This is a genomic window from Massilia sp. (genome assembly GCF_046293535.1).
Classification (GTDB): domain Bacteria; phylum Pseudomonadota; class Gammaproteobacteria; order Burkholderiales; family Burkholderiaceae_D; genus Telluria.
On sequence record NZ_JBKBOV010000003.1, the window covers coordinates 23,513 to 36,206 of the forward strand.

At 68.3% G+C, this 12,694-nt stretch carries 6 protein-coding genes and 2 pseudogenes; 4 read left to right on the forward strand and 4 right to left on the reverse strand.

Annotated features, from left to right (window positions below):
• Nucleotides 1-108 precede the first annotated feature (108 nt).
• The 3 genes and pseudogenes from ACK4S9_RS02605 to ACK4S9_RS02615 form a co-directional block, all read left to right on the forward strand.
• Nucleotides 109-3,342: pseudogene (locus tag ACK4S9_RS02605) on the forward strand (Calx-beta domain-containing protein); the annotation flags it as partial.
• Between the two features lie 438 nt (nt 3,343-3,780).
• Nucleotides 3,781-4,686, forward strand: a pseudogene (locus ACK4S9_RS02610) (choice-of-anchor U domain-containing protein); the annotation flags it as partial.
• A 9-nt stretch (nt 4,687-4,695) separates the two neighbouring features.
• The gene (locus ACK4S9_RS02615; RefSeq protein WP_409721032.1) at nt 4,696-5,364 is read left to right on the forward strand and encodes an outer membrane protein; all 669 of its coding nucleotides are present in this window, start codon (nt 4,696-4,698) and stop codon (nt 5,362-5,364) included.
• A gap of 105 nt (nt 5,365-5,469) precedes the next feature.
• Here the strand turns inward: ACK4S9_RS02615 and ACK4S9_RS02620 are convergent, their stop codons facing one another.
• A complete protein-coding gene (locus ACK4S9_RS02620) occupies nt 5,470-6,300 on the reverse strand; it encodes a hypothetical protein (protein ID WP_409721035.1) in 831 nt (276 codons plus the stop codon).
• Nucleotides 6,301-6,410: 110 nt separating this feature from the next.
• Nucleotides 6,411-8,108 (reverse strand): PQQ-dependent sugar dehydrogenase, encoded by a 1,698-nt coding sequence (locus ACK4S9_RS02625; RefSeq protein ID WP_409721038.1) that lies wholly within the window; start codon nt 8,106-8,108, stop codon nt 6,411-6,413.
• Nucleotides 8,109-8,288: 180 nt separating this feature from the next.
• Between ACK4S9_RS02625 and ACK4S9_RS02630 the strand changes: the two genes are divergently transcribed.
• Nucleotides 8,289-10,760 carry a PAS domain S-box protein gene (locus ACK4S9_RS02630; protein WP_409721041.1) on the forward strand — a complete coding sequence of 824 codons (2,472 nt, stop codon included), beginning with the start codon at nt 8,289-8,291 and terminating at the stop codon, nt 10,758-10,760.
• An 8-nt stretch (nt 10,761-10,768) separates the two neighbouring features.
• Here ACK4S9_RS02630 and ACK4S9_RS02635 read toward each other — a convergent pair whose 3' ends face one another.
• Nucleotides 10,769-11,314 carry a DUF4256 domain-containing protein gene (locus tag ACK4S9_RS02635; protein ID WP_409721044.1) on the reverse strand — a complete coding sequence of 182 codons (546 nt, stop codon included), beginning with the start codon at nt 11,312-11,314 and terminating at the stop codon, nt 10,769-10,771.
• Between the two features lie 128 nt (nt 11,315-11,442).
• Nucleotides 11,443-12,549: a ribonucleotide-diphosphate reductase subunit beta gene (locus ACK4S9_RS02640; RefSeq protein WP_409721046.1), complete on the reverse strand. Its 1,107-nt coding sequence runs from the start codon at nt 12,547-12,549 to the stop codon at nt 11,443-11,445.
• Nucleotides 12,550-12,694: the final 145 nt, after the last annotated feature.

The following is a 12,694-nucleotide window of genomic DNA, read 5'->3' on the forward strand; positions in this document are numbered from 1 at the left end:
TTCCTCGGCCTGACCTTCAACGGCATGACGCTCACCCAGAAGAACGGCGAGGCGACCGGCAATGCGGCGACCAAGGACGTGGTCAACGAACTGAACGGCTATCTGGCCATGCAGCCGCAGCTGACGGTGGCCGACGTCGTCGTGGACGAGGACGCGGGCGTGGCGATCGTGACCGTCAAGCTGAGCAAGGCCACCAGCGACAAGGTCACGGTCAAGTACGCGACCGTGGACGGCACGGCCGGCGCCGGAAAGGACTATGTCCAGACCGAAGGTACGCTGAGCTTCGCCGCCCAGCAGACGACGGCGACCTTCCAGGTGCCGCTGATCGGCAACGCCGCGGCCGACGGCACGCGCAGCCTGGAAGTGATCCTCAGCGACAGCACCTTTGCCGCGATCGTCGACAACACCGGCGTCGTCACGATCAACGACAACGACACCGCCAGTCCGGTCCAGAGCGTGGCCGGCGTCGTGGCCGACCAGGGCGCGAGCAGCGTGGTCGAAGGCGCAGCGCTGAAATTCGTCGTCACCCTCAGCGCCGCATCCGGCATCGTCAACAGCCATGCGTTCACGCTCGGCGGCCAGGCCGATGGCTTCGACCTCGGCAAATTCGTCTTCACCGATGGCGTCACCCTGGTGGACGGCAAGCTCGTCGTCCCGGCCGGCGTCGCCCGTTTCACCGTGACGGTAGCGACCGTCGACGATGTCCTCATCGAGGGCGCGGAATCGGTGGTGCTCGGGGTGGGCGGCAAGTCGGCCACCGCGACGATCCTCGACAACGACGTCCAGAAGGTGTCGGCGGTCGCGCTGCAGGACGCCAGCGTCACCGAGGGCGCCGCCTTGCGCTATACGATCACGCTCAGCGGCGCCAGCCCGACACCGACCGAATACGCCGTCGCCATCGGCGGCACCGCCTCGGCCGGCGACCGCGGCGCGCTCTCGTTCAGCGCTGACGTGGCCTGGAAGAATGCCGATGCGGCGAGCGGCATCATCGTGGTGCCGGCCGGCATGAACGTTTTCCACGCGACCCTGGCGACGCTCGACGATACGCTGATCGAGGAACCGGAAACGCTCGCCCTGACGGTCGGCGGCGTCACTGCCACCGGCACCCTCCTCGATAACGACGGCCAGTCGGTTTCAAGCGTACTGGCCGAGGATGCCGCCCATACCGGCGCCGCGCCGGTCGATTCCGCCGTGGTGGAAGGCGCGGCCCTGCTCTACACGGTGACGCTGAACGGCGCCAGCCCGGTGGCCGTCGAGCACACGCTGGCGGTATCGGGCACGGCGGACAGCGCCGACCGCGCAGCCCTGGTGTTCAGCGCAGGAGTGGCCTGGAAGAACGGCGATGCGCAAACCGGCATCATCGTGGTGCCGGCCGGCGTGGGTTCGTTCACGATCCGCGTCGCGACGCTCGACGACGACGCCGTCGAAAGCGCCGAAAGCCTGGTGCTCACCGTGGGTGGAATTGCCGCCACCGGCACCATTACCGACAACGACCGCCCCGCCATCGTCTCGGTGCTGGCCCAAGACGCCGCCCGGGCCGGCACGCTGCCGGTCGACAGCGCAGTCGTCGAAGGCGGCACGCTGCAGTACACGGTGGTGCTGAGCGCAGCCGGCGCCACGCAAGAGGAATTCGTGCTCGCCCTTGGCGGCACGGCGGGCAGCCTCGATCACGGGGCGCTGGCGTTCAGCGACGGCGTCGCCTGGAAGAACGGCGATCCGGCCACCGGCATCGTGGTGGTTCCGGCAGGCCTGGGAAGCTTCCGCATCAGCGTCGCCACCACCGACGACAGCGCCGTCGAGCTGGCAGAGTCGCTCGCCATCACCGTGGGCGGCGTGACCGGCACCGGCACCATCACCGACAACGACAGCGTGAGCGTGGCGAGCGTGATCGCGGAAGACGCGGGCCAGGTCGGCCTGAGCCCGGTCGACAGCGTGGTCGCCGAAGGCCGGATCCTGCGCTACACCGTCCAGCTGAGCAGCGCGGACGTGGCCGACACCGAGTTCCTGCTTGCCTTCAGCGGCACCGCCAGCGCAGCCGACGTCGAGGGCGTCGTGTTCAGCGACGGTGTCGACTGGAAGAACGGCAATGCCTCCACCGGCATCCTCGTCGTGCCGGCCGGCGTCGGCAGTTTCAAGATCACGGTCGGCACCGCCGACGACGACATCATCGAACTGGCGGAATCGCTGGTCGCCACCGTGGGCGGCGTCGCCGCCACCGGCACCATCACCGACAACGACAGCCAGAGCATGTCCGCCCTGAGGGCAGAGGACGCGGCCAACCCGGGCGCGCTGCCGGTCGACAGCAGCGTGGTGGAAGGCGGCGCCCTGCTGTTCAGCGCGACGCTGAACGGCCCCAGCCCGGTCGCCACCGAATACGCGCTCTCCTTGAGCGGCAGCGCCGGCGCCGCCGACCTGGGCGCGATCTCCTTCGGTCAGGGCGTGAGCTGGAAGAACCAGGATCCGGCCAGCGGCGCCATCGTGGTCCCGGCCGGCGTGACGGCCTTCACCGTCACGCTCCAGACCGCGGACGACAAGGTGGTGGAAACCGCGGAATCGGTCGTGCTGACCATCGGCGGCATCAGCGCCACCGGCACCCTGACCGACAACGATAGCCTGGCGGTGCGCGCCGTGCTGGCCGAGGATGCGGCCAACCTGGGCCAGGACCCGCGCGATTCGGTCGTCACCGAAGGCGGCACGCTGCACTACACCGTGACCCTGAACGGCGTCGCGCCGGCGCCGACCGAATTCACGCTGGCGCTGGACGGCACCGCTTCCGGCGCCGACCTCGGCGCCCTTTCCTTCAGCCATGGCGTGGCCTGGAAGAACGGCGATCCGGCATCGGGCATCGTCGTCGTCCCGGCCGGCGTGGCCAGCTTCGGCGTGACCCTGCCGACCGTGGACGACGACAGCGTCGAATCGTCCGAAAGCGCGGTGCTGGTGGTGAACGGCGTCCATGCGACCGGCACCCTGCTGGACAACGATTTGGTGCCGCCGGCGCCGGTCGTGACGCCGGCGCCGCAACCGGAACCCCAGCCGCAACCGCAACCGCAGCCGCTGCCGCCGGTCCAGCCCGAGCCGCCGGTGGTGGTCCCCGCGCCCGTGCTCGAGACCGGCCTCGATCCGGCCAGCGACGACGGCGCCAGCAACACCGATACCGTGACCAGCGTACGCACGCCGGAATTCACGCTGCGCGGCGACGTGGTCGCCGCGGGCGGCAGCGTGCGCCTGCTGTCGCCGGAAGGCAGGGTGCTCGGCACGACCCTCATCACCGAGGCCGACGCCCTGGCGGGCCGGGTCAACGTGGGTCCGGGTCCGCTCGACGACAGCGTGTATACCTACACCGCCCAGGTGATGGACGCCGGCGGCAGGGTGATCGCCTCGGCGCCGGTCAGCGTCACGGTGGTCACCGACCTCGACGGCGTGATGCCTTCGGTCGAGCTGGCAGCCTATGGCGGCGACTACAACCGCGACGGCATCCTCGACTGGCAACAGAACACGGTTGCCCTCCTGCCCCTGCGCTCGCTCGCCGACGTCGCCCTCGGCAAGGACGCCCCGGTCGCGGCCTTCGGCGCCATCCTGGCGGGGAACATCGGCGCCGAGACCGCGAGCGTGCAACTGACCGCGGGCGGCCAGCTCAAGGACCTCGGCTTGAGCCCCTTGCCGGCGACCTTGCCCGAGGAGCTGCGCGCAGCCTCGCCGGTGTTCAAGTTCACCGTCGAAGCGGAAGCCGGGGTCGCGAGCCTGCCGGACCTGGATCCGTCGCGCCCGGGCCTGCAGACCCGCGTCGTGATCGAGCTTGGCCTGAACGGCGTGGTGTCGAACGGCTTCATGAAGTTCGACCGCGCCAGCCAGAGCTGGTTCAGCTTCCTCGACGACCAGGACCTGTCGACCTTCGACGACGGCGCCACGCTGATCGACCTGAACCAGGACGGACGGATCGACCGCATCGTGATCACGCTGACCGACGGCGGCAAGGGCGACTATGACGGCGTGGTCAACGGCAGCATCGTCGACCCCGGCCTGCTGGTCTTCGACACCACGCCGGACAAGGTCTACAGCGTGCGCCTGAACTCGGGCGAGACCTACTACACCGCCGATATCGCGGATGCCCAGGCCAAGAGCAGCGGCACCGGCAACGTGTTCCAGGGCGTGGCCTTCGACTCGATGGTGGACAGGCTGGACGCGGAGCACGTGTCGGCGTTCTACCAGCCGTTCACGCAGGACCTGAGCTTCGCCGTCGACGGCCAGGCCCTGCCCTATGCCTGCTACGAGCTGGTCCAGGGCTCGGCCGGCTTCTTCGCGGCCGCCGCGGGCAAGGCGGCGGTCAACATCCACCTCTGGCAGAACGCCGGCGGCCTGACCGAACTGGTCTCGGCCGCCCAGGCCCGCGAGCTCGGCCTGGCGGCCAAGGGCTATGCCGACCGTGGCGCCCAGTTCAGCGTGAGCATGGATAATGCCTTCAGATTCGACGCCGAAGGCTACCTGATCGCCAACCAGGACAATGCCTCGGTCCAGGCGCTGGTGAAGCAGCTGGCGGGCATGTACACGTCCACCAGCGCGGCCGGCTTCATCGAAGCGGTCGAGCAGAATTATTTCGAGCAGATCAAGCTGGTCGGCGTCGCCCATGGCGCGGCCGCGGGTGCTGCGGACCTGAATGCGGTGTTCGGCACCGGCTTCGGAAGCTAAGGAGAAGGTATGAACGGATTGATGCAGTGCTGCGTGGCCCTTGCTGCCGCGCTGGCGGCGGCGCAGGCGTCGGCGCAGGCCACCCAGGCCCGCTCCGCCGACCCGGTGCGCTACTGGGGCGCCCATGCGGGCGTGAACACGCTGAAGGACTGGGACGCCCAGGTCGACTTCGGCTTCGGCACGCCGCGCAGCGGCCGCGCCGACCTCGATCGCGGCGTGCACGGCGGCCTGATGGTGGGGCGCCAGTCGGAACACCTGCGCTACGAACTGGAGTACGAGGCCGGACGCATCGAGGTCGAGCGGCTCACGCTCGCCCCGCTGAGCCAGGCGGTGAACGGCAAGGGCCGCTACCAGGCCCTGTTCGCGAACGCTTACCGCACCGACCGGCTGAGCGAGCGGATCGACTCCTTCGTCGGCGGCGGCATCGGCTGGGGCCGTGTCAAGCTGCCCCTGCTGGGCCTGGGGGCGAACTGCAACTGCTTCGGCCCGGCCGCCAAGAGCGGCTTCGCCTGGCAGTTGCGTGCCGGCCTGGGCTACCGCGTGTCGGAGCAGGCAAGCGTATCGCTGCAGTACACCTGGCTCAGCCTGCCGCGTCCGGAAGCGGAAGGTCCGCCGGGCATCCTCTATGATCGCCAGCGCTTCGGCGCCGTCACGCTGGGCTATTCCCGCCAGTTCTGACCCGGACGGGGCGCCCGCCGCCCCACCTCGTCGATTGTCCACGCGCTACGGCACGCGGACATTCACGACCCGGTCGCCCGTGTGCATGAGGGCGATGAAGTCCATTTAACTGCCGCCGCAGCCACCGCCGCACGCGCCGCCGCCTCCGCTGTCGCCTCCCGCACTGTCGCCGTCCCCGCAGACGCCGTCGCCATCATCGCAAACGCGGTCGCCGAGCAGCCCTGTGCCGAGGACGGCACCGCCGTTCGAGCTGTCCGCAGTCGTGGAACGCAGGTCGGGGATGCGTGCAAGGCGTACGGCTTGCTGGTACTCGGTTTCGCTGACCAGGCCCTCGAGGTAGAGACCATAGGGCGTCAGCTCCTTCGGATAACTCACCCTCCCCTCGGGATCGCCGAAATCGTCCAGGGTCGAACAGGCGACCAGGCCGCCGATGATCCGGTAGCCGAAGCCGCGCGGCATCCCCAGCTGGCTGTCCAGCGAGAACAGCCGCGGCAGGTGGCTGCCGGCGGCCGGCTGCGACGCCCGGCGCCGCGCCTGCACCAGGCATGCCGCGAGCGCCTTGCCCATCTCCCCTTTCTGCATGTGGCCCCGCTCGACATGCGGGATGCTGCGGCCGAAATGGCGGATGCAGAAGCGCTCGAGCCCCGCCGCATCCAGGCGCGTCCACGCATGCCACACCGAATCGGCCGCACGCGAAGGCAAGGCGCAGGTCTTGCCCGCGGCCGCCGCGCAATCGAAGAACATCATCAGCCCTTCGGCGGCCTGGGCATAGAAGGAAGCGTCGCGGGGAATGCCGGGGAACTCCTCGTGTGCGCCCCTGGCCCAGCAAGGGAACAAGGCGGCGGGCACGTCGGCCAGCACGCCTGCATAGGTCGACTGGGCGAATTCCCATTCCACCGTGCGCGCCACCGCGCGCGGAGTTTCCCTGACGTTCATCGCTTCCTCCCTTGTCGATCCTCCTCACCTTAGTGCAGGGACAGGCGGCCGATGATGAGCGAGCTCAACAATGAAAAAACCCGTCTCGCGACGGGTTTTCAGGAGAAGCTTCAGCGTTGCGGGGCGATCCGCCACACCGCGCCGCCGGCATCGTCGACCACCAGCAGGGCGCCGTCCGCCGCCACCTCGACGGCGGCCGGACGGCCCCAAACGTCGCGGTCGCTCAGCACCATGCCGCTCATGAAGTCCTGGTACTGGCCGGTCGGCACGCCATTCTTCATGAACACGCGCACCACCTTGTAGCCGGTGCGCACGCCGCGGTTCCAGGAACCGTGCAGGGCCACGAACACGTCACCCTCGTACTCCTTGGGGAAGGCGTGCTTGGCGCCCTTCGGCGCGTGGTACACCGCCATGCCGAGCGGCGCCGAGTGCGACTGGATCAGCACGTCCGGCACGATGCTTTTCCCTTTCAGGTCGGGGCGCTGGCCCTGCAGGCGCGGGTCTTCATTGTCGCCGATGTAGTACCACGGCCAGCCGTAGAAACCACCCTGCTTCACGCGCGTCAGGTAATCAGGCGGCAGGTTGTCGCCCAGCGCGTCGCGCTCGTTCACGGTGCACATCACGTCGCCGGTAGCCGGGTAGACCAGCATGCCGACGCAGTTGCGCAGGCCGGTGGCATAGGTGCGGCGGTTCTTGCCGTCCACGTCGAAGGCCATGACGGTGGCGCGGTCGGTCTCCACGCCCCAGCTGGCGCCCAGGCCATGCTTGGCTTCCCACTGCGCGATCGGCTCCGGCGGCTGCGGGCCGATCTCGGTGGCCACGTTGGTGGCCGAGCCGATCGACAGCAGCATGGTCTTGCCGTCCTTCGAGAATGCCAGGGTGCGGGTGGTGTGGCCGCCGCTGGTGTCGGACAGCTGCGCCACCACGGTCTCGGTCGCGCCGCGCGCCTTCAGGTCGCCGTTGCGGTAGGGGATGCGCACGATCGAGTTGACGTTGGCCACGTACAGGTACTGCGGGTTCGCGCCGGAGGGCCAGAAGGCCATGCCGTAGGGGCGGCTCAAGCCGCTGGCGAAGACCTCGACCTTGTCGGCCGCCTGGCCGTTCTTCGAGCGCGCCACCTTGATCTCGCCCTTGGCGGTGGCGGCCAGGAAGATGTCGCCGTTCGGTGCGCGCAGCGCTACCCGCGGCTTGTCGGCATCGAGGGCGAACACGCTGACCGCGAAGCCCTGCGGCACGGTCGGCATGCTGCCGTTCGGGCGCGCCTCGACGCGCGGGCCGTTGCCGGCGCTGCTCGTGGCGAAGGGCGGCGGCATGTCGGTGAGCTTGATGTGGTGGATGCGGCCGGGCTGGTTGTCGTCCCAGGAGCCCTGGCGCTCGGCCGCCGTCGCCGCCTTCGCAGGCGCCGCCGCCGTGACGGCGCCCTGCAGGCCGGCCAGGTAGTCGACCAGTGCCGCGCGGGCCGCCGTGTCGGGCACGCCGACCGGCATCGTGGTGCCCGGCACGTTCTTCGCGGGGTCAGCCAGGAAAACATCCAGTTCCTCGCGGGTCCAGGTCTTGCCGGCGGCGCCGGCTTTCACCAGGGCGGCCGAGTAGTTGAAGCCGGGAACGCCGGCCGCCTTGCGTCCGAGGACGCCGAACAGGCCGGGACCTGCGCGCGAGGACAGGTTCGTATCCACGCTGTGGCAGCTGGCGCAGTTGTTCTGGAAGGTGGTCAGGCCGGCGCTGGTTGCCGGCGCGGCGAGTGCGTTGGACGCGGCTGCCAGGCTGGCGAGCAGCGCCGCATGCAGCGTCAGGGTCTTGGCTTGCAAGGGAGTTCTCCTGTTTTTTTGGGAATGCGAACTGGACAGTCCGACATCATATGGCAACTCGGCCGCTTGCGCTGCTCCTTGCAGCCCTGGCGCCGTGACGAGCGCTACGCAATGGATCGCGGGGCTATAATCGCCTACCCTCCCCCGCTACCGGCCCGAGCAGCCGCAGATACGCAGTCAATGAACGCCCAACCCATGCCGATGCCTCGGACCGACGAGGAATCCGCCTTGCATGCCGAACTGGCCCGCTACCGCTTCATCGCAGGGCTCGACGACGCCATCCGCCTGCTCACCGATCCCGAACAGATCGCCCATACCGCCGCGCGCCTGCTGGGCGAGTACCTGGGGGCGGACCGCTGCGCCTATGCCTACGTGAGCGAAGACCAGGGCAGCTTCACCCTCACCGGCAACTATACCAATGGCGTTCCCAGCATCGTCGGGCGCTACCAGTTGGCCGCCTTCGGCGCCGAGTTCGTGCGCCTGAACCGCCTGGGCCAGCCCTATGTCGTGGAAGACAGCGAGCTGGACGCCAGTGCCGGCGACGTGCTGCAGGCCTACCGCGACACCGGCATCCGCGCCGTGATCTCGGTCCCCGTCATCAAGGGCGACCAGTGGGTGGCCGGCATGGCCCTGCACCAGTCGGCGCCGCGCCAGTGGCAGGCGCATGAGGTGCGCCTGCTGGAGGCGGTCGCCAACCGCTGCTGGGAATCGATCGAGCGCAGCCGCATCGCGATCGAACTGCGTGAGGCCGAGGAGCGGGTACGCGGCAGCCACGACTACCTGCGCCTGCTGCTCGACTGCACCGAGGAAGGTTTCTATTCGGTGGACCGCGAAGGCGTCACCATCATGTGCAATGCCGCCTTCCTGAAGATACTGGGATTCCGCAGCGAAGACGAAGTGATCGGCAGGAAGCTGCATGGCGTGATCCACCACGCGCACTCGGACGGCGCGCATTACTGCGTGGAGGATTGCCCGATCTACCGCGCCGCGCGCGACGGCGTGCCGGCGCTGGTGGACGACGAGATGTTCTTCCGGGTGGACGGCAGCGCCTTTCCGGTCGAGTACCGCGCCCGCCCGGTCTGGCGCGACGGCCAGCTGCAGGGCGCGGTCTGCACCTTCGTCGACCTGACCAAGCGCCGCCGCACCGAAGATGCGCTGCGCAAGAGCGAGGCCCATCTGCAGTCGGTGTTCGGGCAGACCGCCGCCGGCATCTGCGAAACCGACCTGCAAGGCCGGATCGTGAAGATCAACGAGCGTTTCTGCGACATCGTGGGACGCACGCGCGAAGCGCTGCTCGGGACCGCGATGCAGGAAATCACGCATCCGGACGACCTGGTGCTGAACCTGCCGCTGTTCAAGCACACCGTCGCGACCGGCGAGCCGTTCGAGATCGAAAAGCGCTACCTGCGTCCGGACGGCAGCAGCGTCTGGGTCAACAATACCGTCAGCCTGATCCGCGCCCCGGACGGACAGGGCGCCGACAGCATCCTCGCGGTCTGCATCGACGTCACCAAGCGCAAGCGCGCCGAGGAAGCCTTGCACGAGGCCGACCGCCGCAAGGACGAATTCCTGGCGATGCTGGCGCACGAACTGCGCAATCCCATGGCCCCGATCCGCGCCGCCGCCGACCTGCTGGAGTCGCGCGACCTGGCGCCCGAGCAGCGCCGCCGCACCAGCCAGATCATCTCGCGCCAGGTCCGGCACATGACCGGCCTGGTGGACGACCTGCTCGACGTCTCGCGCGTCACGCGCGGCCTGGTGGAGCTGCAGCAGGCGCGCCTCGACGTGAAACAGGTCATCGCGGATGCGATCGAACAGGCCCGTCCCCTGATGGAAGCGAAGCGCCACCGGCTGGTGGTGGAACTGGCTTTCGATGCCGCCCAGGTGCTGGGCGACCACAAGCGCCTGGTGCAGGTGCTGAGCAACCTGCTGGGCAACGCGGCCAAGTACACGCCGGCGGAAGGCCGCATCGAGGTGACGATGGGAGCCACCGGATCGCAAGTGATCCTGGAGGTGGCGGACAACGGCATCGGCATCGCCCAAGAACTGCAGGTGCGCATCTTCGACCTGTTCGCCCAGGCCGACCGCAGTCCCGACCGCTCGCAGGGCGGCCTCGGCATCGGCCTGGCGCTGGTGAAGAGCCTGGTGGAGCTGCACGGCGGCAGCGTCGCCTGCCACAGCGAAGGCCTGGGCAGGGGCAGCCGTTTCCTCGTCACCCTGCCGCGCGCGGCCGGGCAGGATGCGCAGTTCGACACGCAGGGCGATGCGCTGGCGCCGGCGCCGACTGCCGCGCGGCGCGTGATGGTGGTCGACGACAACGTCGATGCGGCCCAGATGCTGGGCATGTGCCTGGAGGCGGCCGGCCACGCCGTCATGATCGAACATGGCTCGCAGGAGGCGCTGGAGCGGGCCAGGATCGGGCTGCCGGAAGTGTGCATCCTCGATATCGGCTTGCCGGGGATGGATGGGAACGAACTGGCACGCCGCCTACGGGCGCAGCCCGAGACGGCCGGGGCCATGCTGATCGCCTTGACGGGCTACGGGCAGGAGCAGGACCGGCAGAACGCCATGGCGGCAGGGTTCGACCATCATTTGGTGAAACCGGTGGCGGCGCCGGAGCTGCTGGCGCTGGTGGCGCAGAAGCGGCGCTAGCGCCTGGCTTACACGGTCAGCAGGCCGCGAAAGCCGCGCGCCGCGTAATAGGACTCGGCGCCGTTGTGGTACACGAACACCCGGCCGTAGCGGCGGTCGCCGAACAGCGCGCCGCCCAGCTTGCGCACGTCTGGCGGGGTGGCGATCCAGCTGGAGGTCTTGCGGTCGAATTCGCCGAGCGTTTGCAGGTGGCGGTACTGTTCTTCGGTCAGCAGTGCGATGCCCATGCCGGCGGCCATGTCTTCGGCGCTGCCGCGCGGCTTGTTTTCCTTGCGCGCATCTAGAGCGGCGCGGTCGTAGCAGAGGCTGCGGCGGCCAACGGGGGACTCGGGGGAGCAGTCGCAGAAGACGATGCTGCCAGTGGCTTTGTCCATGCCGACGACGTCCGGCTCGCCGCCGGTGGCCTCCATCTGTGCCAGCGAAGCGAGCGCGGCGGGATGGTCTGCGAGTCTTGCCGCTACCTCGGACCAGTCAGCTCCCGCGTGGCGGTGCATGTTCTTGTCGAAGCGTGCCTTCAATGTCTGCAGCAGTTCCTTGGCTTGTTCCGGGGGCATGGCTGGTCTTGTCCTCTCAGGTGATGACTGCGATCAGGAACGCAAACTTAGCATAGCTCCGGATTCGGGCATGAAAAAACCCGGCTGCCGTTGCCGGCAGCCGGGTTTCGTGAGTCCGATGCGGGAGATCAGTCCCAGCTCAATGCACCACCGGTCTGGTACTCGGTCACGCGCGTCTCGAAGAAGTTACGCTCCTTCTTCAGGTCGATCATCTCGCTCATCCACGGGAACGGGTTCTCCTCGTTCGGGAACAGCGGATCCAGGCCGATCTGCACGGCGCGGCGGTTGGCGATGAAGCGCAGGTAGCCCTTGAACATCGGGGCGTTCAGGCCCAGCACGCCGCGCGGCATGGTGTCTTCGGCGTAGCGGTACTCGAGGTCGACGGCCTGCATGAACAGGGTCTTGAGTTCTTCGCGGAAGGCGGGGGTCCACAGCTGCGGGTTTTCCATCTTGATCGTGTTGATCAGGTCGATGCCGAAGTTCACGTGCATCGACTCGTCGCGCAGGATGTACTGGTACTGCTCGGCGGCGCCGGTCATTTTATTCTGACGACCGAGCGCCAGGATCTGGGTGAAGCCGACGTAGAAGAACAGGCCTTCCATCAGGCAGGCGAACACGATGATCGACTTCAGCAGCTTCTGGTCGTTTTCCAGGGTGCCGGTCTTGAATTCCGGGTCGGTCAGCACGTTGATGAACGGGATCAGGAACTGGTCCTTGTCGTGGATCGACGCGATCTCGTTGTAGGCGTTGAAGATCTCGCGCTCGTCCAGGCCCAGCGACTCGACGATGTACTGGTAGGCGTGGGTGTGGATCGCTTCCTCGAAGGCCTGGCGCAGCAGGTACTGGCGGCATTCCGGCGCGGTGATGTGGCGGTAGGTGCCCAGCACGATGTTGTTGGCGGCCAGCGAGTCGGCGGTGACGAAGAAGCCGAGGTTGCGCTTGACGATGCGGCGCTCGTCCTCGGTCAGGCCGTTCGGGCTCTTCCACAGCTCGATGTCGCGCTGCATGTTCACTTCCTGCGGCATCCAGTGGTTGGCGCAGCCGGCCAGGTACTTGTCCCACGCCCACTTGTACTTGAACGGCACCAGCTGGTTCACGTCGGTCTGGCCGTTGATGATGCGCTTGTCGTCGGCGTTGACGCGCTTGGCGACTTCGGCGGCGGGTACTGCTGCTTCGCCGGCTTGTGGTGCGCGCGGGGCTGGTGCGGTGCTTGGTTCGTCGTCCCAGGAGAGCATGTTCGTTCCTTCTTTTCGTGACTGCGTCCGCACGGGGCGGACGGCCAAATTCATTGATTCGATGACCGCTGTCCGGAAGGACCCAAGCGCTGGAGCAAGGCTGCGAACTTGAATTCCCGCCTGCGCGGGAATGACGGTCTATAAG